Below are 25,627 nucleotides of genomic sequence, written 5' to 3'. Positions count from 1 at the left end.
ATTGCGGCAACAGCGCAGGCTTTGAAAACCTTCATCGAAGAAAAAGGCGTTGGGCAGTACAAAACGGCGGGCAACTTCGCTTTGTACGAGTTTTTCACCCGACCGAGCAAGTTGAACGGGAATTTACCTTACACCTACGATTTCAACGATTTCACGGGCAAAAAAGATTGGCGGCAAACTTTCGTGTCGAAACTCATGGAAACGCACAAAGGCAACTGCCGTTCCCTGCTCTACTACTATAAGATATTGGCAGAGGAAATGAAAACGGAGGCGTTTTTGGAATTGCCCCGAACCACATTTACATCAAGCACCTTGACGAACAAGGGAAATGGGTGAACGTAGAACTGACGAACGGGCATTTTTCATCGGATGCTTGGATGATTTCTTCAAGCGGGATGTCGGCGGAGGCGATACAAAACGGGATTTACATGGAGGCTTTGGACTTGAAAAAGTCGGTCGCTTACTGCCTGACGGAACTTGCCATCGGCTATCAAAAGAAGTACGATTACGACGAGTTTGGGCTTTTGTGCTGCGACAAGACGCTGGAATACTTTCCCAAGAGCATCCACACGTTGATGCAGAAACACAACGTAATGCGGTCGGTCGGGATGAAAAGGGTGAAAACGTTCAAAGGCACAAAGCCAACGCCCGAAATGATTGCGTGGCACGAGGAGTTCAAGCGGAACGAAACCCTGATTGAAAGTCTTGGCTACCGTGAGATGCCGCCCGACAAGTACGAGCAATGGCTCAAATCAATGGAACAGGAAAAATCGAAACAATTATCCAATAACTCCTTAACTTCGACGAGATGAAAAAGAAACTATTACTCACCACCCTTTTTGCTGCCGTTTGTGCAGCCGCTTGGTTTTACTTCAACCAGCGACCGGAAGAAACCGCCTTGGACTATGGCGACCCAAACGCAAAGTTTCGGTACACCGAGCGGAAGAATTTAAGCCCGTATGCCATGTTTGGTGACAGTAGCGTAGTGTTATTGACAGAAGCCGAGCGGAAAGGCATCAGTTACTTAAAGGTTTCAAATTCTGATGTTAATTCAGATATTGGAAGCATTATTTTTGAATTGAGTACAGGCATTGTTCGCTTTTATAATAAAACGGGCAATCTTCTGCATTCAACTCTCTTGGAGCCGGAAGAATTGGCTAAATTTTTATCGGTTGACCCTTCGGCTCATAAATTTTCAAGTTACTCGCCATATCATTATGCGGGTAATAATCCAATTAGGAATATTGACCCCGACGGTAGAGAGTTTACTGATGCTGCCCAGAAGTGGGTTGATAGGTACATGAGCGATGTTAACAGCAGATATGATAAAAATAGTGCGAAAATCGCCAAATTGCAAGGAAAACTTGATGCAGGAGGATTGTCTGAAAAACAAATGAATAAACTAAATAGACAAATTGGCAACCTGCAAGGTGCAAATGCCGAACTTGATGTAATTAGAGGTGAAGTTGCTACCCTTGCTGCATCAAGCCAGATTTATGAGGTAGTGGAAATATTTAACTGACAATGTAATTTTGCGCCATGATAACGGAAGTTCGTCGTTGCCACCGCTGTGAAAGCAGCAACATCGTCAAAAACGGGAAAAACCGCTCCGGCACCCAAACCTACAAGTGCAAAGATTGTGGTTGCTGCCGGGTATTGGACAGCAAGCAACCCAGCAGGAACATGGACCCCGAACTGGTGGAGCGTGCCTACCAAGAGCGGCAAAGCCTTCGAGGCACGGGGCGCTTGTTGAATGTCTCGCATCGGACGGTACTCAATTGGTTAAAAAAAAAGCCCGGCAACTCCCCCCATTCAAAACCACCATTGAGGAAGGACAAGCCGACGACCAGTTAGAGGCGGACGAAATGTTCACTTACATCGCCGTGAAAATCAATCAAGTACGGGTCTGGATTGTCCAGTGCTGTAGAACTAGGCAGATACTTTCCTTTTTCATTGGCGATGGCTCGATGGACTCCTGCAAGCGCCTTTGGCGAAAACTACCCTACGAGTACCAAAAATGCTTGAGTTTCAGCGATTTTTGGACGGCGTACCAATGCTTGCCCAACGAAACACACTACATGGTCGGCAAGGAGACCGGTCTGACAAACCATGTTGAAAGGCTGAACAACACCTTGCGCCAGCGTATCAGCCGATTCGTCCGAAAAACCCTCTCCTTCTCCAAAAAGGAGTATATGCTCAATCTGCACTTCAAACTATTCGCATACCACTACAACTTAAATGTCATCAGTTAAATATTTCCACTACCGATTTATGATGTACAAATGGGAAGCGGGTTTAGTGATAGTGGAACTGACAGAGCAGGAGCAGGTTTTGATTTTTCAACAGGCAACTTTGTAATAACTATGCCCAAATCAAGCATGGGATTGTTTTCACATGAACTGAAACATGCTTATCAATTTGAAACAGGAAGTTATAGTATTGGTCCTGAAATTTCAGGAGTAGCACATAAAAATCTACTATACGATAAACAGGACGAACTAGAAGGGTATGCGAGAGGTGCAATTTTTGGTGGCGACAGGTACAGCACCACCGGAAGTCTTCCTTCCGACTACAAAAACGTAGCAGAAGGACCTTACAATTATACAAATATCTCTGAAATAAGCGCAGCACTTGCCGCATCTGACCCCTCAAAACATCTCCAACGATTTTCAAATGTAACAGGACACGCTTTTCGTGTAAATGGTGTAACTTACTACAAGAAGAAGCCATGAAGAAAATAATCACAATGCTTTCTATACTTTCATTTTTTGGATGTGTAGGCAATAGGTTGACATCAGGTATGTATATCAGTACATGCAGGATTAATGATTTAACCGCAGTAAAACTGCAAATAAATAAAGACAGTACATTTCAATATTTTTTAGCCTATAATGACGAATTAGTTATAGGAAAATGGAAAGTAATAAAAGATACCCTCTTCCTCACATCAAGTAAATTTGAAGAGAGGCGTGAAAGCCTAAGACCAGTTATAAAAAACACAGACCAACCCCTCAAAGATATGTATTTAATTAAAGAAAAAAAATTGAAAATAATAAACACACATGGTGTTACGAATGATTGTTACCTAAAACGTAGTAAATAAATCGCCCAACAAAGGATGTACGCCTATGCCGCCGAAGCCCCACCCGCAAGCCCAACGCACGGCGGCACAGCGTACATCCAACCGTTATCCCAAATTAAAAAATAAAACAATAAAAATATAATATAAAAACACTTGACAATGAAATAAAAAAGATGAAGAATGAAATATAAAACACTCACAGCGATAATGATTTGCGCCTCGTTGAAGGCAATCGGGCAGATGCCGCCCACCCCGGGAATACCCATCCCGCAACCGCCGCAGCCCGCCACGCTTGCGCCGCAAGTGATTGTAGGTTTTCCGCAGCAACAGATGCCCGGAACAGTAAACCCATTTACACCGAACGCCCAAGTTCAAAGGAACAACGAAATGATGATGCAAGAGGTGCAGCAGCACGAGCAGAGAAGATTGCAACAGCAGCAATTTTTAGCGGAAATCGAGCGGGACATGAACCCAAGAGAGGTGAAATACGAATTCCCCGACCAAACCCAAGTTGCAGGGACAGAATTTTACCGCCAAGCATTCGATGAAATAAACCAAATGCTGAAAGGCGAAAAGCCTTGCAACCTGAAACGTGCGGTTTTCCTGACCGAGAACGCCTACTTCGACAACCGTATGACCTACGACTGGTTTTCGGCGGACATTTCGAGCAGTGCCGACATCATCAAAACATACATCGAGCAGAACGGCTACGACTTCAATAAGCCGACCGCCAAGAAATGGGGATTGCGCCAATTCTTGGCAGATACAGCACAGTTAAAGGACGAAAAAGGAAAGGTGACCCTAACGCACAAACCCTACGGCTACGATTTTGAAGACCCTTGGGGCAAACAGGACTGGTCGAAGCAGTTTGTGACGAAACTCATGGGCAGCGGCAAGGGGCAATGCCATTCGATGCCGCTCTTGTACCTGATTTTGGCGGAGGAAATTGGGGTTGAAGCGTGGCTATCTTATTCGCCCTCGCACAGTTACATCAAGGTGGACGACGGCAAGGGCAATATTTTGAACTACGAGGCAACCAATGGGCATTACACAACAGACGTTTGGGTGCAGAGTTCGGGCTACATCAAGGCGGAGGCGTTGCGGAGCGGTATCTACATGGATACCATGGGAAAGTGTGAAGTGATTGCCGCCTGCCTTGCGGACATGGCAAAAGGCTACGCCATCAAGTACGGTTTTGACAGTTTCGTGCTAAACTGCCTCGAAAAGTCGTTGGAGTACAGCCCGAACAACGTGTATGCCCTGCAACTGAAATCGGACTACCAGACTTATCTGTTCTTTTACGTCATTGACCAGTTGGGCAGACCGCCCGTCGAGCGGCTCCCCGAATTTCCGAAAGCCTACGAACTGTTCCTGAAAATGCACGAGGTTTACGGGCAGATTGACGGGATTGGCTTCGAGGAAATGCCACAGGACGCTTACGAGCGGTGGTTGAAGTACTTCGAGACGGAGAAGGGCGGGCAACCAAAAGAAATCATAAGACCTTAACATTAAAAATCCATAGAATATGCAAAAGTTATTGACATCCGCATTCGCTTTGCTTTTCACAGCAAGCCTTTTCGCTCAGCACGAGCCAATACAGCCCTTTGAAGAACTGGGCATCAAGGTCAAGGTCTTGACTTTGAGCAACGGGAAATATCAGGAGAGTTTCCCGAACGACACGACTTTCCGTTTTGGCTCGGTGATGTTCAACCGGGTGACGGGCGAGGTCGTCACCGTCATTGAGGATGATACGCTTTACGGCGAGTACAATTTGAAGGCTGAGGTGGTGAGCAGGTGGCTGTCGCCCGACCCGTTGGCGGCGAAGTACCCTAATTGGTCGCCGTATAACTTTGTGGCTGACAATCCATTGATTTTCATTGACCCTGACGGCATGGACTTGATTTTTGCCTTCAAAAACAAAGATACGAAAAGTGAAGACAAGGCGAATTTGCAAAGACAATTGAACGAAGGTTTAGGTGGTTACTACACCGCTTCGATTGACAAGAAAGGTAAAGTATCCTTGACAGCAGTTGAAGGCAAGGACTTTTCAGGGGCATCTGACCAAGTGAAAGGGTTTTATGATGTACTCAACCAATCGGTATCAGCCGAAGGCAAAGTCGAAATCAACGTGTTAAATGGTGACGATAATGTGGTAGTTGGTTCGTTTGAAGACCAAGCGATTGACATGAAAGATTTAGCAGCGTTTGAGAATGTTACGAATACGTCAGGGGTGCCTAATGCAGTTTCGGCTCAAAGTAAACTTGCGCATGAAATTACCGAACAACATGACAAGCAGATAAATGGGAATAGTGATTTTCCGAGTGCTCATGGGAAAGCAATTCAAGCCGAAAACAGAGTAAGTGGTAGTACGAGAGGGGAGGATTTAAGAAACGTAAGTAACCCGCAACTTGAAATCAGACCTACTGTTTTTGAGGTCGGAGGAACAAGAGTAATTGTTACAGTTACACAGGACGGATACTACAATAAAACAACAGTTAAACAACGTAAAGAAAAAGAATAAAACATGACAAAAAAAATAATTATACTCATCGTTTTTTGCTATGTGTCATCTCATTATGTCTTGGCTCAGAGCAAGGCAACTATTGACCCTTTCTTTGAAAGAGAGTTCAGCGAAAAGGTACGGTTCGAAATTGACTTGCCATATAAGGTCAAAATTACCCCTCAAACCATTAAACGAAGTGAAGCACCTGAATTTTTGGTTTACAATTTCACATCTCGAAAGAAAAGGCATAAAGTCGATTTCAGTCTTAGCCTAACGCAAAATAATTTAGACCATTCCTTGAAGATGTACAAAGAAGCAGGGGGTATTCTTGATAAAGAAATAAGAGGAGGCACTTACTTAATCAAATTTATTGACAATTCAAATACTTCCAATTACCTTGCGATAATTATAAAGCAGGTTAGTGTTGGCTCTAAAACGATTTGCTTAGAACTAACAGTTTCTGGGGAACAGAAATTGCTTGATAAAGAACTGCCTAAACTATTAAATTCTTTTTATGCAAGTACAGTTTCTCATTAAGGCAGTATTATTGCTCTCGTCTACTTTCTCGCTGGCGCAAGGAAATCACTATATGCAAGCCAGACAAAAACTGGATGATATGTTAGAAGGCAGAAGTAAAGCAGATTTTACATCTGCCGTATTTCTTGGGCTTTGTTGCATGACTCCGGGTTAGCATAGATTTCCCCTTCCCGGCGCTTGGTTCAGGCGACCTTAACCGATTTTGGTCTGGCCACTTGTATGAATTTATTGAGGACGGCACACTTAATAGCGGCCTCCGTCTGTTGATGTTCCTCATTTCGTGCATACATTTTTTCTCCTAAAATCATTTTCCATCTAAAAAAACCATTCTCACTGATGCTTCTTCGAGGCTTTGTTGCATGAATAAATAAAATTTGGCCAGATTGATTTTTTCCAAATAAATTTCATAATAACGGCTTGCTAAAAAATTTTCAGAATTAAAATCGTCTATTTTCCAAAGAAAAAATGTTCATGCAACAAAGCCCTTCTTCGATGGTATCCTGATTGAACTTTCCAACCCTTTCGATTCTCTTCCATCCCTCCCTGATCGATCTGTTCTAATATCCTGTTTCGTGCATGGTCAATTAACTCACCTTCGTCATTTATCCAATATACAGCATTCTCTCTGGGTGGTATAATGGCCTCCACTTCCAGGGCTTCAAGTAGTTCCCAACATTCAGCGGTATCATATGCCCCGTCGGTACCTACTTTACCCACTTTAATACCTTGTGCTTCTATTTGGTCAAGCAATGGTAGTAATTGTGAGGCATCATCTTCGTCGCGCCCCGTAAGTGTCATGCTTACTATTTCACCACTTGATTCATCTAATGCAAGGTGTATCTTTCGCCACGTTCGCCGCTTACCATACCCGTGTTTACGCACTTTCCACTCGGCTTCGCCGAATATTTTCAGTCCACTACTGTCAATTACGATGTGTAACCCCTCCTTATGCTTAAGGCCAGTACTAACCCCAAGTGATAACTCCAGGCCTTTTTGACGACGGCATAACTGAGTGTAACAAGGCACATCCAAATCCAATCCCATCCATTTGATGATCGAACTGGCAAACCCCTCCAACTGGCGAAATGGCAAATTCAATACTACCTTGAGGGATAGCAAGGAACGAATACAAGACTCCGAGTAGGCATATTGGCCGCCACTCTGTTTAGGGCCACTGTGATACCATGAAGCGATCACCTCATCCGTAAACCACAGCGTCAGACTACCGCGTTTTACCAATCCGGCATTATACTCAGACCAGTTTTTAACCTTATATTTATCTTTTGGTTTGTTGGTTTGAGCCAATTTATCTAACTTTGCCATGAGCCGCGTTGGAGATTTTTTTTTCGCAAACTCAAAGATACGACAACCGGCTCAACCTTTTAAAATCGAAACTCCAAGAGGCCGAGCCGTGCAACAAAGCCTATTTCTTGTTGAAAATGCCTATTATGAAAATGTACTCTCTTTTGATAAATTTGAAAGACAAATTGATGCATACGCACAAATTGCAAATCAAATCTACCTAAACAGTTCGATTTTATATGATAAACCAGACAAGGCGAGAATACAAATGTATTATTCCGTATTTACTCTGATGACCGATACGATAGCAGTAAAGATTGATAGCCAACGGATAGATACTCTGATGCCATTTTATTACGACTTTGATGATATTTTTGGGAGTGGCAGTTGGTCAAAAATGTTCGTAACAAAACTATTGGCAACCCACGAAGGCAATTGTCATTCGATGCCATTTTTTTACAAGATGATTTGTAGTAAACTGAATATACCGTGTCATCTTGCACTCGCTCCAAATCATATTTATATCAAGCATAGAGCGCAAAAAGGCGGCTGGTACAACACCGAACTCACCAGTGCAACCTTCCCCATAGATGCATGGCTCATGGCTTCGGGCTACATCTCGCTACAATCCGTCCAAAACGGCATCTACCTTGACACGTTGAGCGAGAAGGAAAACATCGCCCTTTGTGTACTTGATTTGGCGCAAGGGTACAACCACAAATACCCTGACAACGACGGCAACTTTGTAATTGAATGCTGCGACCTCGCCCTGAAACACTTCCCCGATTATGTGAACGCCATCCTTCTGAAAGCAGAAACCCGCCTGAAACAACTGCAAGCCATGCAGAAGGAAATGAAATACGCTTACCTAAAAGACGTAACCGCAATGCCAGAAGGAAAAGCAAAATGGGACGAAATGAACAGCCTTTATATGCAACTCTACAAACTCGGCTACCGACAGATGCCCGAACAGATGTACGTCGAGTGGCTCACATCGCTCAAAACGGAGAAGGAAAAGTACAGCAACAAGAACGCCCCGGGAGCGAAGAAGGATTGATAAAAGCCTCACCATCAACGAAATATAAAAAATGGGATAACAACGGATGTGCGCCAATGCCGCCGAAAGCCCACCCGCAAAGCCCACGCACGGCGGCACTGCGCACATCCAACCGTTAGCACAAATCAGACCACAAAACTGATCTGCCAGGCAAAGCGGACCAGCTTTCGGAAAATAGAAATTGATCTGGCACCCCGATGTTTTTCCTCTGATTTGCAAGCATAACGGTGGCAATCCGAAACCACTTAAAAAATGAGGAATTCAACCAGCCGCATGGCTGCAAAATTCACGCTATTATGAAAAAAATCTCGCTTCTTCAGCTTCTCTTCCTAGCTACAATGAATCTGCTTCAAGCGCAATCTGACTTGCTCCAAAGATTCTCCAACACGGGCGTGTTGGGTGTTGAGCAACTTCAGACCTATAGCCTACTATCCCAAATCGAACGGTTTTCAACAACAAAATTGATAAAGGTCAATGCCTTGGCCTCAAGCGTCAACGAAAACAGTAATCTGCAAATTAACCTTGCTACTGATGAATACCAAGAAGGGGAATGCCAAATACTGGAGTTTTCACCAAAAGTATCACGCTACATTGACGACCAAAACTACTATTATTATGGAACGTTGCTTGAGGGTGATTCATGCGACTGCCAGTGTCAAAGTGGCGAAATCATGATAGAGGCAATTGGGGGCAGGAAATATGGCTACTTCATCGTTGACGAAGCACATTACGAAATCTTGGCCATTGATGGGGAGTATAGCATGTTAGGCAGAACAAGCGAAGACTATTTTGCCGACAAACAAGAATGCTTGGCGCCAGAGGAAACAGAAAGAGAATACGTCTCGCAAGAAACAGCCGTTTTGTCCCGAACTGGCGATAACGTTTGTGTTATCAGAGTCCTTTTTCTGTTCACACAGGCAGCAGAGGATCGATTTGGAGCCAATGGAATAAACGACATGGTTAGTCTTGGGATATCGCAAACGAATCAAGCCTTCGCAAACAGCCAAATATCAAACGTCTGTGTGGCAAGGGCAAATACAAGGGAATGGGAAGGCTTTAACGAAAACCCGCTTGATATCAGGCAAGATATGGTCACCCTTCTGACAGACAATGATGTAGCACAGTGGCGTCAAGATGATTTGGCCGATGTGGTTTGTCTCATCACCGACGCGGGGTATTCAAATGGTCAGCAATTGGGGCTTGCGGGCGAAATGCCCGACCCTGCTACCCCCGGTCAGGTTATTACGAACTTGGGCAATCCCATGGAAGACCTGGCCTTCATGATCGTTGAGGGCCATAGTTTCACCAGCAGGTTTACATTCAGTCACGAATTGGCCCATGTAATCGGGTGCAGGCATCAGACTTGCGCCATATGCTGGAAGCAGATGCGACGATATGGGCACATTTGAGCACGGCCACGGTTGGGGCGAGCGCCGGTGCTGGTTGTGCAAATGGAGGAACTACAGCACGATCATGCACCAACTCAGAAACAAAAACACCAGATTGTTGCGATACTCCAACCCAGACGTATCGCACAACGGGCATCCAACAGGAATTTCAAACGAAAGAGACAATGCTCGGTGGATAAGAACAAACAATGGTTGTACTGTTTCCAACTATAACCCTGTTGATCCGATATTCCCACTCCTCGTGTATATCTGGGGCGAAAATTTATTGTGTAAGCCATTTTGGGGTGATTTCTATGCGATTGCAACCGGGTCGGGTTCCCCTTATTCTTATGAATGGCACGTTTCAACCGACGGAATCAACTGGGGGATGGTTGCAGGCACGCAACAGTCCATAAGTTTAAATTCCAACGATTATGACACTGGCTCGAATGTTTTTTTGCGTGTCAGGGTGACGAATATGCTAGGAAATGTGGAGTTTGCCTTTTTCACGGTGACCATCATTTCCCCCACCGACTACGCCGCTTGCTATCGGTCCAACGACCTAATATCAGAAGATGACAGAGCGGCTGTAAGAGTTTATCCAAATCCAGCAAGCGACAACCTCAATGTCTCGCTCACTGTGCTGGAGGAGGGGTCGCAAGTCAGCATCCAACTTTATACTGTTACGGGAATCATGGTGGCAGAAATAAATCAAGTATTGGGCGCAGGTGAGTACCATGAAGTATTGCCTACAAAAGGTGCTGCTGCCGGATCATTCTTGCTCCGACTCAAAATAGGGCAAAAAACATACGACAAGTTAATAATCAAACAATAAAAGTCATGAAAAATCTAACATCAACTCTTCTGATTGTCTTGCTGCTCGCAACCTGTAAAAAGGAGTCGCTATTTGATGAGTACGGTTTTTACGGGGAAAGCCACGCCAAACTTAATGGTGTGGCATGGACTGGCAAGCCCGGCATATTTTTCACTACTGTACTTTGCGAGCCAGACTCCTGCATTGGCATTAAAATTTTTCACTTTAATCAAAAAGGAGAAATTCGAAGCGACATAACGATTGACCACATCCCCATACGCCCCGGCAGACAGACCCTGAATTATGGCCGGCATGTTTCCCAGAAGGTGCATTGTTCCTTGTCGTATGGTGAATACACATCCGATGGCGATGTGCTAACCGGAGACTATTCCGTTTTTGAGCAAAATGACGACAATTACCTCGATATTACCGAACTTGACCTTGCAACAGGGGACATCAGCGGCAAGTTTCAAGGTACTGTCGTCCGGCATGAGTTTTGGACACCCGCCGGGCAGCAACCAGATACGATTCGGATTACGGAAGGGACATTTAGGGGTAGGATTTTCAGGAAATAACAAATGTGCTAACTCTGCATGGCTGTCCATACCTCCTAAACGTCGGTACGGGCAGCCATGCCTCCGTTAGCATCAATCAGAGTATAATACAAATCCAATCCAGACAAAGTGTCCGACTTTCGGTGGCGTAAATAAGTCTGATGTGCGATTGAAAAAATTCTGATTTTTTCTATACGGTGGAACACCTCGGCCACTTTGAAAATCGGGGCTTCATTTACAGACCTAAAAAGGTCAAAACCACATCAATATGAAAAACTATTTTTCATTTTTCACCCTCTTGTTTTGCTTTTCTCTTGCATTCATAACGTGTAAGGAGGAAAACGCTTATGACGGCATCTCAGTCACGGCCTCTGAAACTGTCAATCAGCCCGCAACAGGTAGGACAGGGGAGATTACACCCTTGGCATTTGAAGCCAATCTAAACGCTCAATTTGCAAGCAAACAGTACAGGAAGGAGGTGACAGTATATGAAGAAATACTATTTTCTGCGGCAGAAGGGGTCACAGAAGCCAGCAAACGGAAGTGTTCGGTCTCGTTCAAAATATGATTACGCAGAAGCAGGATCAAAAGCCGTATTACATTGACGTAAATGTTCGGGAAAACAAGATAATACTGGCCTTTGCCGCTGAGAAAGCAGAGGGGCCAAATATGAACGACACAATTCACGGGGTAAGTGGTTGTACCACTTTCCCTGCAAGGCTTGCAAAAGCAAGGAATTGCACCATTGAACGTTTCCCAGGTGCTGCCAACCTCCGACCAAATGGAGGGATACCTCAAGTGTTCTGCGCTTCTGGTACTTTTTGTGACAATGCCTATGATGCCATGTGTGGAGGGCTTGGCAGGATTGCCAAGGTCTTTAAGGCGAACATCCCCCAACCCGACAACTTCTATTACTTTACCGACATAATAGAGATAGGGCTATTGGGCTGGAACACGACAATAATAACTGGCTCTATAGCAGATGGGGTAATCGAGAAACAGACACCCACACTGTGGTATCGCGATGAACCAGGCATTCAACACCCTTTGTGTATATCAAGTGTCGAAATGAACCTTTACTATTGTCAAATTTGGACAGAAGTGCTTTCGGTGCTGCCGCCAAATTACTATGTCATTGACGTTAAGTTTGCAAAGCTTGAGCCACATTTTGGCGGGCCAGCCGGTCATCATTGGTACATAACATTCAGAGTTGGGAAGGCCGTACAATGCTGCGATTGCTGCTGCTAAAGGAACTTGTTCGGTTTCAATTCTGACTGATTCCAACTTTCATCAGTGAGTGGCGATATCGTAGGCTTTTAACCACAAGCCGAGCGTGGCGCCACTCCTTAACTTCGCTTTTCAATGAAATCAATTCTGTTGCTCACCCTACTACTCCCTTTCGGTACTTTTGCGCAAGACACCATCCACGTGCCAGATTTGAACATTAGCCATTATTACAAGAGAATGATGTTCAGCGATAACAATAGCGTAACGCTGTTGTCTATTGGCTTGGGCGGTCAAATAACGCATAGTTTTCACACTTTTAACTTGCACGACGGCTCGTTAAAAATGATAACAAACCCTGTTGTCCCATCCTTTGACCTCAAATATTCCGTATCCAAATTGCCAAATATCCAGGATGGGGCAGTCTCTTATCCTAACCTCCTGTTTATCGGGGAACGAAACGACTCTGTTTTTCTGATAAACACACAATTCACCCAAGACTTCGATTTCGTAGAAACCCTTGATTTGAAATATTTGCCAGTGGAGGGCCACAACATCGAGTCCACCCATGCTATCATTGACCCCGACAATAGCGAGCGTCTTTTTTTTGTTTCGTTTTTTACAACCAATAGTCAAAACTCAAGATCCCATGCTTTGATAAAAGTATGGCCCAACCATCAGTTAGAGGTAACGCGGATGGACAGTATAGAATCCCAAAAATTGGAAATACTGCACTATTTAAAAGATTTCGCTTTTTTAGGCGGGTATTATTATGTGACCGGGTACAATAGCCCGCTCAGTGCAATAATAGACACTAACCTGAATGTAGTGGACATAGGAAATACCAATTATTTCGACCCTTTCAATTCGGACAATGACTATTCTTTACGAGGGTACGTTGTTCGGCAGGTAACGAGTGACCGTATGGCAGTCATTGGAGACGGCTATTATGGAAACTTTCCACTGTTAGTGAAACCGACGATTCAAACGGTCAAGGTAGAAAACGCAAAAATCGTGTTTGAAGATCATGATACTTATGCCACATCGGACAGGGGGACAGAAGGGGTCGAAGCGACTTACCCAACTCCCTCACACCCTGCCATATTCCTTGCTGGTGCCGAGCCGGAAACACCTTTCGATTTTACAAAAAGTTACATTTACGTTAAAAAATTAGTAGAAGGAGAAGAAGTGCTTTACAAGCGCTATGGCAACGATTATTACTATGAAGCGAAAGGTATAGACTTCATGGAAAATGGAAACATTGTGATTTGCGGTTTTACCGTAAATTATCATTCCGCTGAGGGCTTTGAGGGCTTCTTCATGTTTTTAGACCAAGAAGGTGATGCTGTTCTCAGTACCAATTCCATTTTTAAGCCCACTGAAAAGTTGGACATTTTTCCCGTGCCAGTTTCTGACAAACTTTTTTTCAAAACGGATTTGGCTCAAGATGCCTATTTTGAAATAACCGATTTGATTGGCAATATTGTCTTTACAGAAAGGAATACAAAGACTGGCTTTATTGATGTAAGTGGCCTTTCATCCGGCTTTTACTTCTTAAGGGTATATGAAAGATCAAAAATTTACGCTTCCAAATTCGTAAAAATTCATAAATAATGCTAACTCTGCATGGCTGTCCATACCTCCTAAGCGTCGGTACGGGCAGCCATGCCGCCGTTAGCGGCAACGACACCGGAAGGCCTAAAAGGGAATGCCACTAACTATGCATGGCCGGACATGCCGCCGGATAAACCGCCGCCACGTCGTCCATGCCCCCGATGGCTCGAACCATAAACATAAAAAAATATCAATCCAAGCAATCTGGCTTTCAGGATCAAAATTCAAGATTGGGTATTTCACGAATTGGAACGAGCCAAAGGTGGAAATGACTCCCCTCCGACCACCCAAAACCACAGAGGGGTTTCTTAACAGAAGCCGAAAGACAAGCTTCGCAAACAATTCATGCAATGAAACAGAAAAAATTCATCTTGATTCTGTGGCTCCTTGGCCTCACTTTTAGTCTTGTTGCTCAACCCGGCTTTGATTTTTCCTGCGGAACAGACCCCAACCCAGATTCCTCCGAAGCATACGCATCACCGCAAAATTGCGACAACACTTTTGCTTCCTTCCTGACGAACCACGCCGACGATATGGTCCCGCAGGGTATTGACCGCAAACTAAAAATTAGAACGAACATTGTTTTTGTTCAAAATGAGGGAGGGGAGGGCAATTTTTCCATCTCGAATCCCGATCACATGGACTACTGGGAGAGGATTTTTACCGAGGCGAACGGAAGACTTGAACAACTTCTGCAGGAGAACTGCGGCTGTCAGACGGTGCCGACACATTACGGCAATATCCATGTGGAATTTGTGCCAAACTATGTTGAAGTCAGGGACAACTTCGCATGGGATCACAACAATGATCCCGATCCCAACGCAGGAACCATTTGGGTAAATAGTTATGACAAGCCATATCTGAATTACATCCATGCACTTGCCGAACAGGCGCCAGGCTATCAAACGGGGTTCGACTTGATCATTACCACGGATGGCCCGGACTATAATACCTATGTGTACGACAATCCAGACAACAAACCTTTATGATAGATGGGATACACAAATTTCTACGCCGGATTCTGGTATTCCGCATTCCCGAGCTACGATTTGTATCATCCGCCCATGTGGCATGCCCCTGATGCTTACCTCTGGTATATTAACGGCCTTGACCACTTGGGAGGCCTCTGGTGGCTACATACCGATAATGTCCCATGGATGGCGGGCACCTTACTTCATGAATATGGCCACTATTTTAACCTAACTCATGTAAGCTGCCAAAATAACATCATGCGCTCGGGCGGTCAGAACCTCACCCGACTGGCTTTTACGGGGTGTCAGGTCAGGGAAATGTACCAAACCTTGATGACGAAAAACCTGCGCAAATATGTGCAGTGCGAAGACGTGCTCAATTTTGACCTTGTGGTGGACAACAACGAAACTTGGGCAATGAACCTAAAGGTCTTGGGCAATGTCAGAATCAAAGATGGCGCTACGCTCACCATAACCTGCGAGGTACACATGGGACCAAACAGCCGGATAATAGTGGAAAGAGGCGGCAGGTTGGTGTTAGACGGTGGATTGATCACCGGCGACTGTCCCGGCAGGTGGGGAGTAATACGAGTCGAGGGCGACGTGCCAGGCCAACAGGCGCAATCGGGCAAGGTTGTGCTCAAAAACGGCGCGGTGATTGAGCATGCAAGGGATGCCATTTCGATGAATCCCTACCATCTCCCGTGGGACAATGGCGGGCTTCAGAACTATTATGGCGGCGTAGTGGAGGCGGAAAACTCAACCATCCGCAACTGCGTGCGTGCCGTGGAATTCATGCGGTATGGTCAGGGCGGCATTAAAGACAAAAGCAAGTTCAAAAACGTCACCTTTGAAAATCTGCACGAAGGTGTCACTATCTGGGCCGACGACGGCGTTACCTTTGACAACTGCACCTTCAAAAAAATCGCAAAACGCAGCATCTTGCCCTACGACTGCGAGACTGTCGTCCGCGAATCCAACACCTTCGAGCAACAGCCCATCGGCGTGGACGTGATTACCACCTACCCCATTGTTTTTGCATCCAAAATCGGCAGAAAGGGGCTTGGCAGCAATACGTTCAACTGTCAGGACATGGGAATAAACATAAAGTCTGCCGGCAATGTGGAACCGCTCCGGGTATTCAACAACATTTTCTATGGCGACAACAGGGGACTCCACCAAAACGGCAACGGCCTGCTGTACATCGAGAACAACCGCTTTTCCGGTCATATCACCTCAGTCGAGCTGCACAGTGGCGGCACCAGTTTCAATCACGTCAAAGACAACGAAATACAGTCCTCCTACCTCGGCGCACATTCCGTGAAGCAAAACTCCGGCCTGCGCTACTGGGACAACTGTTTTTCGGCCAACCAATTGGTGGACATCGTTGTATCGGACGGCGATATTTTCCCGGCACAGGGAGAGGATGGCGGCGTGGCGGCCGGCAACTGCTTTACCAAAAACGGGAAGCCAGAGATTGACAACGACGCAGGCACGAGCACAATCACCTACTACATCAAAACAGGCACGCCGACCACATCCTGCAAGTACCCTGTCAATTTGAAAAATGTAACATTATCGACTACTGCTAACATTGACAATCCTTTGGCTTGCGGCCCGAGCGGTTTGATTGGGAGTGAAGACGAATACTACTGCGACCTCGACGAGAGCCTTTCGATTGCCTCCTTGCAACAGCAACGGCTACTAATGCTGCAGGAACTCGCCGCGCTACCGTCGGGCAGCAGCGTGGTAGCCGTCAAGACGCTCGAACGCTGCATAAAAATCTTGGAGTCGCTCATTGGCCAAAAAATGCTCGACCCCGAATCGGAAGACCTTGGGGCCGGCAAGGAAAATGCGATCGCTTTCTACACGTCCGCCGGCATGGACTTCAAGGACAGGACGACCGCCTACGGCATCATGGTGCATTACGGAGAGTTGAGCAGGGCAAGAACCTTTTTGAATAATCTTGTACCGCAGACGCGCGAGGAATCCGACTTCGTGGCCGTGCAGCATATCAACCTCGATTACTTAGGAGACACAAGGCATTACGTACTTGGCGAGACAACCAAAAACTACCTGTACAGCGTGGGCACACTCGACGGGCCTTTTGACGGCTATGCCCGTTCGCTTTACGAGGTGCTGACCGGCGAGCGTATTGAGGTCGAGATACCGGAGGTCGGAACGGAGGAGCGGAGCGAGTCCCTTTCCTCTGATGTCGCATCCTTGGTCATGCTGGTCTATCCCAACCCTTCCGGCAACGGGATTTTCAACCTAAGGATTGAGGGCTTGCCGCAAGGCGCTGCACATAGCGCCACCCTGACAGATACGTTTGGCAGGCTTGTCCACAACGTCAATGTTTCAACCGACGGGGTGTACGGCATTGGTAGCGAACGCTTGTCGCCCGGCCTGTATTTCCTGACAGTCCGGGACGGGTTCGGCTATACGCTTTTCTTGTCAAAACTAGTAGTGTCCAACTAAACATAAACCTGCTCTGGGTGTCGTTTCGACGATGCCCAGAGCACAATTCTATGTGCCATGAAAAATATAATTTTTATCCTGCTGGCTTTTCAATGTGCTACGGTGACTGGCCAAAACTGGTATTCAAAAATCATAGACCCCTTCGATGGAAAACAGGAATTGGCAGATGCCATGATTCTTGTGGGCGACACACTTTTGATACGGGCAAGGACGATAGGCAATACGGATAGTTTTTTGTATTCCTCTGTTTTAAAATACGACTACAGCACCGATGTCATTGCTGATGCCAAGTATTTTAATGAGGTAGAAAGTGGTGTAAATTTTATTTATTCGGAGCCTACCAGACTATTGCTGTCTTCCCAAGATGTGCCAGACCTAAAAAATATCACGGTTAATGTGATAAATAAGTTGTCGCTCCAACAGGACACTTCGATTTTGTTAACTATTCCAGACGATAGGTATTATAGCCATACAATAAAAAAAGCGATAAAATTTGGAGACAAATTTTTCATGGGATGCCAGGTTTTGGACAGCCAAACCTTTGTCCCTTACACGGGGTGGTACAAAGACCAGGAAAACGCTGTTTTTTTTGTTTTGAACGACAACCTTCAAACAGATACCGTTCTTATAATCCCGCCCACCTCCGGCGCTTTTCTCAAGATTGAAGACCTTGCGGTCGGCTCCGACTCGATTCTTTATGTATCCTTTCTCGAAAGATACCTTGTCTCAAACGTCCCGTTTCCTTATCTGGAGAACCGCCACGTGATTTACGGGTTTGACAAAGGGTACCAAAAGGTATTCGAATGGTTCGGGCCGGACTTCTCCGTCGATGACACCCGCTCCTGCCTGGCTGCCGCAGCGGATTCCACGCTGTACCATGTTTATCAGAGCGACTATTCACACGTCCATGTTGTGGCGAGGAGGCCCGCTGGCCAAGTTATATGGGACATGAAGATTGATTCCACAATAGGGCAACGCCTGTACCACATCAGCAAATTAATGGTGGCACAAAACGGCGACCTTGTTGTGGCGGGCGCCATATCGGCGGTTGGCGACAAACTTGGCCAGTCCGGATTCATCGCACGGATAAGCCCGCAGGGCGTCCTGAAATGGAAAAGGGCGTTTCGGGTGAACCAAAATTTTGCCCCGACCCTTCCGGAGGACTTCCCTTATCAAGCAGGATTCAAAGACTTGGCCGAGCTGCCCGGCGGTGACCTGTTGGCCGCGGGTTACGTCCACAAATATGTGGGCGGAGCTCCGCCAGCCAATCCCTTCAATTTCGATATCTGGCTTGTGCGAACTAGCAGCGAGGGCTGTCTTTGGGATGATTGCGGCTACATTCAGGACATTGTCACAAAAGACAACTACATACCGCTCGTAACGCCCGACAACGAATGGGTGGCAGATTATCTGCTTCCCCCGTTTCCGCCAGAAATACGGCGATATACCTTTTCATCTGACTCTACCCTTTTGTCAGGCAAGTATTACCGGCAATTGCTCTATTCCAAAAGCATGAGCGGCGGGCCATGGCAGTCCACGGGCGAATATTTACGTGAGGATAACGGGAAAGTGTTCAAAATATGGGTAAACGGAAACCAGCCCGAGCGCCTGGTCTATGATATGGATTTCGGGGTTGGCGACACGCTCGTTCCTGACCCTGCCTTGGGACAAGGCGACAGGAAAATTGTACAGGTGGGCACTATAGAACTGCTGGACGGCGTACCGAGAAAATTTCTCTTGCTCAAAAGCACCCAATGCGTTGACACAACCATGTGGATAGAGGGGATGGGGGACGTGGCGCGCCTGTTCTGGACGGAGGTCTTCTGTTCCCTGGGAGAAGACTTCCCGCCCGCTTTCATTAGATGTTTCAGCACCAACGGCCAGCTGCTCTATAAGCGGCCCGATGTGGACGGGTGCTACACGAGCTCGTCGAAGGACGTTGTTTTGCTTGAAATGAAAGTCTATCCGAACCCGGCATCGGACGTGCTGCTTTTTGACATGGAGGATATATCCCTAATCAACAGCGTCAACATATTCGATGCAACTGGACACCTCATGTTGAGCAATCAAAAAATTTTGAGTGAAGGCAAAATAGATGTCTCGCATCTTCCAAATGGGTTTTATATTGGCACTGCCTATTTTAAAAACAAAACCCAAAAGTCATTTAAAATAATAATAAATAGATAAAAGCCATCGAACCCACGGATGATCATAAACTAACGCAATATCTTTCACCAAGCGTTCCGGCGCATTCCTTTGAGAATACACGGAGCCTTAAACTAAAATTAGCCATGCGACACATTTACATTGTCCTTGTTTTTCTCTTCCCTCAACTCGTCTTGGCACAACCGTATTTCTTCGCCCGCGTACTCGAACTACCCGGCGGGAGCGTCGCGACTGCAGGAGAAGCGTTGATGTCCGATCCTATCACGGAGCTTAGTATGAACCGGAGCCAGAAAGCCTGGCCATTGCAGGCTGGTAGCAACGATTGCGTTTCACCGGTCAGCGGATATTTCCGGGACGTTGTTCAAAATTCAGATTATTTGCCTATCGTATCCCCTAGCAACGAATGGACGGTGAAGCATTACGAACTTTTCCTGATTTCCCGCAGGAAGTACCGTTTCTCCCCCGACTCTGTGTTGATCAATGGAAAACACCATTATGAATTGACATATACCGATAGTTTCTATGGATTTAAAGCCACGGGGCGGTATTACCGGGAGGAAAACGGCATCGTATATACTTCTGCCGGTGAAGTAGTATACAATCTGAACCTCGGCACCAATGATACGCTACCCTCCAACCAGAGTGCCAACCAGGGCGCCCGGACTGTCTTAGCGCTGGGAACGGCTATTTTTGACGACAGTTTACCGCGCAAAACCATGACGGTGCAATGTGCGACCGATCCGACTGCCCCCCCGGTCACTGTCGTAGAAGGTATTGGCGATATGCAGATTTTCTTTCACTCGGAAGTACAGTGCATCAATCCGCTTGATGGCCCATCGGATTATATCGTGTGTTATTCGGTTAACGGGGAAATCGTATACATGAAGCCTGACGAAAACTGCGACCTGTCTTCGACGACCCTCCCCGAAAAACGGGCGCTCGCCTCCGTATTCCCCAATCCGACAGCCGACTGGCTTTATATTGATATTCCGGTCAATGTGACCGAGCCGACCTATCAGGTTCGGATTTATAGCGCCTTGGGTGCATGTACATTCAGCCCCAAACAATCCACAGCCGACGGTTTGTTGTTGATAGATGTTTCTGGGCTAAATCCGGGCAGTTATTGGGGCGTGGTGTGGGGTAATGATGGAAAGGCCTTTCCTTTTATGTTCGTTAAGAAAAACGATTGAGGCTGCGCCAGTTAGTGCATCCATATCATGGTTGAAAGACGAGGTGGCCCCTGCTCACCGATGAAAGGCAGTGTTAAGCCAGCCAAATTCGTGGAAACCGCTCGTTCTTCTGTGCCTTTATTAAATCAGCCCGCAAGAAATTATGTGTATAGAACGCTCATCAAATGGGGTTAAGTTTGGGCGATCGTTTCTAAGAGGCTGTTTTAAAACCCCTCACCGGGCGGGAATACCATCTTTTGGCGCTATCCATCTGCTATTTTTGGACGAATATGCCCCGATATTAGCCAAAAAATGAGCCTTGACTATCCCCAAAATCTGAGCCTTCCCGTTCCGGCACGAGTTTTAAAACAGCCTCTAATAATGCCACTAACAACGGATGTGCGAAAATGCCTCCTAAATGTCGGCACGTTCGCACATCCAACCGTTCAGCGCAAAGACAACAGGACCGAACACCTGCTTGTCAATGCGTTCAACATAATTGAAACCATAATTTTTCACCCACCAAACAGTTTCATTATGAACGGTTTTATTCATCCCCCTCGCTTCCGCTCCCGTTTGTCGGCTGCGTTTCTCTTCTTCCTTTTTGCGGGCCTACCGCTACTTCGCGCCCAGTACACCCCATGCGCCACACCTCCGCCCACCGAGGCGGAGATGGCCGCGTTTGAGGCAGAAATGAACAGCACCGCGAACGCCTCGTCGGGGCCGCTCACCTGGGAAATCCCCGTGCGCGTCACCGTGTTCCGCAAGAGCGACGGCAGCGGGTGGGGCATCACCTACGACGACGCGTTCATTGACGCTTTCCTGTCCAACATGAACGCCAAAATGGCGGGCGGCCCCAACATCTTTCACTTCTTTCGCTGCGGCCCCATCAACTACATTGACGTTGACCAGTTGTACAACGGCTCATTGCCCCCGGAGGCGTACTCCTACAACCGCAACTACCTCAACCTCTACATCTACAACAAGCCCGGGCAGCCAGCGTCGGCAACTTTCCCGTGGCACCCAGAGCCTAAGGCCGTTTGGATGCCCTCTGGCATCGCAGGCACTTCGGATGCCACGGGCTTCCACGAACTCGGCCACACGCTTGGCCTGTTGCACACTTTTTCACCAGAGATGACATACTCAGTGCCCGTGGTTCCCGGCCAGCAAGACCATCCTGAAGCGCAAGGAGGGCGAGAAATAATGATTACAGAATCAGACCCGAACAAAGAATTTGCTCCTAACGGTAGTTTTGCAGGCGACCGCGTTGTTGACACCCCGCCCGGCTGTGACAGCAATCCCCAGCGCGCGGTGTTTTACCCTTCGTCCGCCACCATCGCGGGATGTTTGGACGGCGACCCCAACACCCCCTGCGTCAACGGCTGCTCTTGGGACTACACAAACTGTACCTACACGGGCGACTATCGCGACTACAACTTCGACTTGATTGTGGACACCCTGAACGTGCTGGCCCGCAACATCATGTCATACACCGGCTCTTGCCGCCAGAACTTCACGCCCGGTCAAGTGGGTCGCGCTGACCTAATCGCCAATTTCTTCCTCAACGACTACTATCAGGAACAACTCTGCGGCAACCTCATTGACCGTGTGGAGATTGAGGGCACGAGCACGGGGCTTGACCGCGTTCGATTGCGCATCTCTCCCATCGCAGACCCTGCCGACTACACGCAAACCATCGTGAGCGCGAGCGGCGATTTCAGCGGCAAACTGTCCCTGTCCACCTTTAGCGTGCAAGTGAGGGCCGATGTGAAGCGCTTCCGCACCAGCGACGTGACCAAGTTGGACGACAACTGGCTGAGCGGCTTGACCACATTTGACCTCGTTTGCATTCAAAAGCATATTCTTGGGCAGGACACGCTTGATGGGTACAAACTTTTGGCCGCAGATGCCAATAAAAGCAACTCAGTCACGACCTTCGACATCGTATTGTTCAGAAGATTGATATTGGGCCTCGACACGACTTTGTCCGCCTACGAGCAGCCGTGGCGGTTCATCCCGGAAGTGGTGACGCAAAACGTCATAGGCGGCGGGCTACAGCCCGATTTTGATGGGGTCGGCTACGACAACCCGTTCCTGACCGTCCCTCCCGCCATGGGCGGCCCCGCCGTGCCGCCCACACAATACTGCGAGCCCACATGGCCTTTCCTGATGAGGTCCGGCACCGTCCGCAACGGGTTCGACGCCGTGAAACTCGGCAACATCTGCGGCCCGGTGGCCCCCGACGAGTTGGCGGAGGACTGCCCGGGCGACATTGCCCTGCTCGTCCCAAATGTTTCGGTGGCGCAGGGAGACATCATAGAGTTGAATGTAAAAGGCTATGGCTTTCAGTCCGTCGCAGCGTTCCAGACGGGCATCAAAGCCCCCAAAGAAGATTTTGAGTTCATCGGCAAAGCCAACGGCTCCATTGGCGACTTTGCCACAACGGAGACCGCGCCCGGCGACCTCAACCAAGTCGAGGAAGGCATCAAGGCCGTCTGGATGCGCGACAACCTTGCCCCTCAGACTTTGGCTGACGGTGGCTCGCTGTTCAAAGTCACCCTGCGAGCGAAGGAGAACATCGCAGACCTGAGTCAGGCGCTGACCTTGGACAAGTCCATTCTGGAAACCTATTTCCTCACGGCAGAGGGGGGCTGCGTGAGCAGCGCCAGCCTCGAAATCAGCGTCAACAACCTGGGCGGCGGAGAGCGCGGCAACGGACAATCGGCAGACAACAGGCCGACGAGCGGGCAAAAAATCTTCTGCCTGCCCAACCCCGCGAGCGACCGCTTGACCGTGCTGTTCGACGCGGAGCGTGATTTCGACGGCAACCTGCTCGTGCACGATATGCAGGGTCGCTTGCTGCAGACCGTCGCGCAAAGTTTTGTCAAAGGGCGCAACGTCGTCAGCCTCAGCGACTTTGCCCGCCTTCCTGTGGGCGTGCTGAACATCTCTGTGTTTGACGGGGAATCCGTCCACGCCGTCCGAGTGAGCAAACAATAAAATTCTAATTTTCAGAGCGGGTATTCGTCTCCTGCGACCGATGCCCGCTCTGGTTTTGCAAAAACTGAAAACTATGAAATTGTTCAGTATCTTCTTTTTTTGTTCTGTTTTGTTGGCGTCCCTGTCCGCTCAAAATCAACCCGTCCAACTGTGGCAAGCAGCGGAATACGTGAAATCCATGAACATAAAAGGACCAACCATCTCGCTCGATAAATTCCAGAACACCTATATGCTCACCAACCAAACCGACGAAAGCCCTTTCGGCGGTTTTACCCTTGTCAAGTACGACACGCTGGGCAATGTGCTTTGGAAGCGACACTCTCAGGTAGGCATCATAGGTATCTTGTACGGCAGTTTCACGGTGGACAGCCTGGGCAACGCATACGTGGGCCAGTGGTACGACGGCGGCTTGCCGGGCTACGATGCTGATGCGGCGCTGATAAAATACGCCCCGGACGGCACGAAACAGTGGGAGGCTAACTATGGCCTTGACCAATCAGGCGACAGTTACCTTTACTACTCCGAAATGGACACCCTCAACGGCAGGCTGCTCACGCTGGGAATGAATCTTCACGAAACCGACCCCGCCGAAAACTTCCTGTTTGTGCAGGCGGTTGACACCTCCGACGGCAGCGTGATATGGAGAACAAAAATTTCCGGCGTTTTCCGCCCGCAGAACCTGCGCATTCAACAGGAACATATCCAATTGCTTTCAACACAATACAAGCCTGACAGCAAGTATTTTGTGAACACGTTGGTTGATTTTGACGGGAACATAACGGCACAGTACGAAAAACCCTATTCAGGATACGAGATTGACTTCAACTACATTTCGCGAACGGGCGATGTTGTCTTTGGCAACCGCGCGTTTGGCTACAATGTGACAAGGGTCAATATACAGGGGGATACTTTGTGGGCTTATGTGCATCCGCTAAACTCGGGTACAAATAAAAATTGGGTCAGGTCTGTTGTTGAAGATGATTCGTTAAATGTTTATGCAACTGGTTCAATTGAGTTACCGGGATTTGCCTTAGATATGGTCACTTGTAAGATAAATCGTTATGGAGAATTAAAGTGGGAAGATATATCCCGCTCTACAAACGATGAATTTGGAGACGGGGGAAACAAAGTGAATTTGTGTAAATTGAATCTATTGGTGTCTGGGTTCACCAAACTCGAAAATGGTGATGACGTTGGAATAGTAAGAGTATACAAGCATGATGACGGATCCATAGAACAAGACGTAATAATTTCAAGCCAAAATGCATATTCAATTGATAATTCTTTCAAATCAACAGGCAATTTGTTTTATGTAGGCATAGGATATCAAGGTCAAATGCCCGCGAATAATATTTTGGCTTTAACAGGCTGTTTTTCGCTTCCTAAAATATCATCCTCTACTAATGATTTTGAACACATAAATTCCATAAACGTGTTTCCTAACCCAACAGTCGAGGCGATTCTTATATCAGATATTGACACTAATATTTTTTTTAAGATATCCGTATGCGATATGAATGGGAAGGTAATTCTAAATAAGAAAATAGAAGCCGCCCAAGAGAAAATATCGTTGTCTAACTTTCCCTCTGGATTATACACGGTCTGTGTGCATGGCAAAAATCTACAAGTGAACAAAAAAGTAATAAAAATATAGTGCGCTGAACTATGCATGGCCGGACATGCCGCCGGATAAACCGCCGCCACGTCGTCCATGCCCCCGTTAATGCCAAGAAGAAATAAAACAAAACGCGATACGGCATAAAAAAAG

Annotated in this window: 24 protein-coding genes; 23 read left to right on the top strand and 1 reads right to left on the bottom strand. The window is 47.2% G+C overall.

Annotated features, from left to right (window positions below; genetic code table 11):
- The first annotated feature begins 21 nt into the window (after positions 1-21).
- The 10 genes from KIS77_11200 to KIS77_11155 all read left to right on the top strand — a co-directional run bounded on the left by KIS77_11200 (position 22) and on the right by KIS77_11155 (position 6,122).
- Complete coding sequence (locus KIS77_11200) at positions 22-336, top strand: hypothetical protein (GenBank protein MCW5922903.1); 315 nt, start codon at positions 22-24, stop codon at positions 334-336.
- On the top strand, positions 333-812 hold the full coding sequence (locus KIS77_11195) for a hypothetical protein (protein MCW5922902.1): 480 nt from the start codon (positions 333-335) through the stop codon (positions 810-812). Before KIS77_11200 ends, KIS77_11195 begins: the two co-directional genes overlap by 4 nt.
- Positions 809-1,522, top strand: coding sequence for a hypothetical protein (locus KIS77_11190; protein ID MCW5922901.1), 714 nt, complete (start codon positions 809-811; stop codon positions 1,520-1,522). Before KIS77_11195 ends, KIS77_11190 begins: the two co-directional genes overlap by 4 nt.
- A gap of 17 nt (positions 1,523-1,539) precedes the next feature.
- Complete coding sequence (locus KIS77_11185) at positions 1,540-1,854, top strand: IS1 family transposase (protein MCW5922900.1); 315 nt, start codon at positions 1,540-1,542, stop codon at positions 1,852-1,854.
- Between the two features lie 11 nt (positions 1,855-1,865).
- Positions 1,866-2,252, top strand: coding sequence for an IS1 family transposase (locus KIS77_11180; protein MCW5922899.1), 387 nt, complete (start codon positions 1,866-1,868; stop codon positions 2,250-2,252).
- Between the two features lie 30 nt (positions 2,253-2,282).
- Positions 2,283-2,732, top strand: coding sequence for a hypothetical protein (locus tag KIS77_11175; GenBank protein ID MCW5922898.1), 450 nt, complete (start codon positions 2,283-2,285; stop codon positions 2,730-2,732).
- The gene (locus KIS77_11170) at positions 2,729-3,103 is read left to right on the top strand and encodes a hypothetical protein (protein ID MCW5922897.1); all 375 of its coding nucleotides are present in this window, start codon (positions 2,729-2,731) and stop codon (positions 3,101-3,103) included. The genes KIS77_11175 and KIS77_11170 overlap by 4 nt, the downstream gene beginning before the upstream one ends.
- A gap of 159 nt (positions 3,104-3,262) precedes the next feature.
- Complete coding sequence (locus KIS77_11165; GenBank protein ID MCW5922896.1) at positions 3,263-4,588, top strand: hypothetical protein; 1,326 nt, start codon at positions 3,263-3,265, stop codon at positions 4,586-4,588.
- 19 nt (positions 4,589-4,607) lie between these two features.
- Positions 4,608-5,603, top strand: a complete 996-nt coding sequence (locus tag KIS77_11160; protein ID MCW5922895.1) for a hypothetical protein — start codon at positions 4,608-4,610, stop codon at positions 5,601-5,603.
- A gap of 3 nt (positions 5,604-5,606) precedes the next feature.
- Entirely contained in the window at positions 5,607-6,122 is a 516-nt protein-coding gene (locus KIS77_11155; GenBank protein ID MCW5922894.1) for a hypothetical protein, read from the top strand.
- A gap of 447 nt (positions 6,123-6,569) precedes the next feature.
- On the opposite strand, the gene KIS77_11150 is transcribed toward KIS77_11155, so the two are convergent.
- Entirely contained in the window at positions 6,570-7,445 is an 876-nt protein-coding gene (locus KIS77_11150) for an IS5 family transposase (GenBank protein ID MCW5922893.1), read from the bottom strand.
- Here KIS77_11150 and KIS77_11145 point away from each other — a divergent pair.
- The 13 genes from KIS77_11145 (at position 7,444) to KIS77_11085 (ending at position 25,513) form a co-directional block, all read left to right on the top strand.
- On the top strand, positions 7,444-8,481 hold the full coding sequence (locus KIS77_11145; GenBank protein MCW5922892.1) for a hypothetical protein: 1,038 nt from the start codon (positions 7,444-7,446) through the stop codon (positions 8,479-8,481). The two genes, KIS77_11150 and KIS77_11145, sit on opposite strands and share 2 nt — an antisense overlap.
- A 296-nt stretch (positions 8,482-8,777) precedes the next feature.
- Positions 8,778-9,890 carry a hypothetical protein gene (locus KIS77_11140; protein MCW5922891.1) on the top strand — a complete coding sequence of 371 codons (1,113 nt, stop codon included), beginning with the start codon at positions 8,778-8,780 and terminating at the stop codon, positions 9,888-9,890.
- Positions 9,891-9,954: 64 nt separating this feature from the next.
- Positions 9,955-10,704 carry a T9SS type A sorting domain-containing protein gene (locus KIS77_11135; GenBank protein ID MCW5922890.1) on the top strand — a complete coding sequence of 250 codons (750 nt, stop codon included), beginning with the start codon at positions 9,955-9,957 and terminating at the stop codon, positions 10,702-10,704.
- Positions 10,705-10,709: 5 nt separating this feature from the next.
- Positions 10,710-11,258 carry a hypothetical protein gene (locus tag KIS77_11130; GenBank protein MCW5922889.1) on the top strand — a complete coding sequence of 183 codons (549 nt, stop codon included), beginning with the start codon at positions 10,710-10,712 and terminating at the stop codon, positions 11,256-11,258.
- Positions 11,259-11,505: 247 nt separating this feature from the next.
- On the top strand, positions 11,506-11,805 hold the full coding sequence (locus KIS77_11125) for a hypothetical protein (protein MCW5922888.1): 300 nt from the start codon (positions 11,506-11,508) through the stop codon (positions 11,803-11,805).
- Entirely contained in the window at positions 11,802-12,485 is a 684-nt protein-coding gene (locus KIS77_11120) for a hypothetical protein (GenBank protein MCW5922887.1), read from the top strand. The genes KIS77_11125 and KIS77_11120 overlap by 4 nt, the downstream gene beginning before the upstream one ends.
- Positions 12,486-12,599: 114 nt before the next feature.
- Entirely contained in the window at positions 12,600-14,075 is a 1,476-nt protein-coding gene (locus KIS77_11115) for a T9SS type A sorting domain-containing protein (GenBank protein MCW5922886.1), read from the top strand.
- A 350-nt stretch (positions 14,076-14,425) separates the two neighbouring features.
- Entirely contained in the window at positions 14,426-15,064 is a 639-nt protein-coding gene (locus KIS77_11110) for a hypothetical protein (protein ID MCW5922885.1), read from the top strand.
- A 3-nt stretch (positions 15,065-15,067) separates the two neighbouring features.
- The gene (locus KIS77_11105) at positions 15,068-17,524 is read left to right on the top strand and encodes a zinc-dependent metalloprotease (protein MCW5922884.1); all 2,457 of its coding nucleotides are present in this window, start codon (positions 15,068-15,070) and stop codon (positions 17,522-17,524) included.
- Between the two features lie 57 nt (positions 17,525-17,581).
- On the top strand, positions 17,582-19,711 hold the full coding sequence (locus KIS77_11100) for a T9SS type A sorting domain-containing protein (GenBank protein ID MCW5922883.1): 2,130 nt from the start codon (positions 17,582-17,584) through the stop codon (positions 19,709-19,711).
- Between the two features lie 104 nt (positions 19,712-19,815).
- Positions 19,816-20,880: a T9SS type A sorting domain-containing protein gene (locus KIS77_11095; protein MCW5922882.1), complete on the top strand. Its 1,065-nt coding sequence runs from the start codon at positions 19,816-19,818 to the stop codon at positions 20,878-20,880.
- Between the two features lie 516 nt (positions 20,881-21,396).
- Positions 21,397-23,859, top strand: coding sequence for a hypothetical protein (locus KIS77_11090; GenBank protein ID MCW5922881.1), 2,463 nt, complete (start codon positions 21,397-21,399; stop codon positions 23,857-23,859).
- A 73-nt stretch (positions 23,860-23,932) separates the two neighbouring features.
- A complete protein-coding gene (locus KIS77_11085) occupies positions 23,933-25,513 on the top strand; it encodes a T9SS type A sorting domain-containing protein (protein ID MCW5922880.1) in 1,581 nt (526 codons plus the stop codon).
- Positions 25,514-25,627 lie beyond the last annotated feature (114 nt).

It is taken from the genome of Saprospiraceae bacterium, from assembly GCA_026129545.1.
Taxonomy (GTDB): domain Bacteria; phylum Bacteroidota; class Bacteroidia; order Chitinophagales; family Saprospiraceae; genus M3007.
The sequence above is the reverse complement of the archived record's forward strand: the minus strand, read 5'-3'. Positions and strand labels throughout refer to the sequence as shown.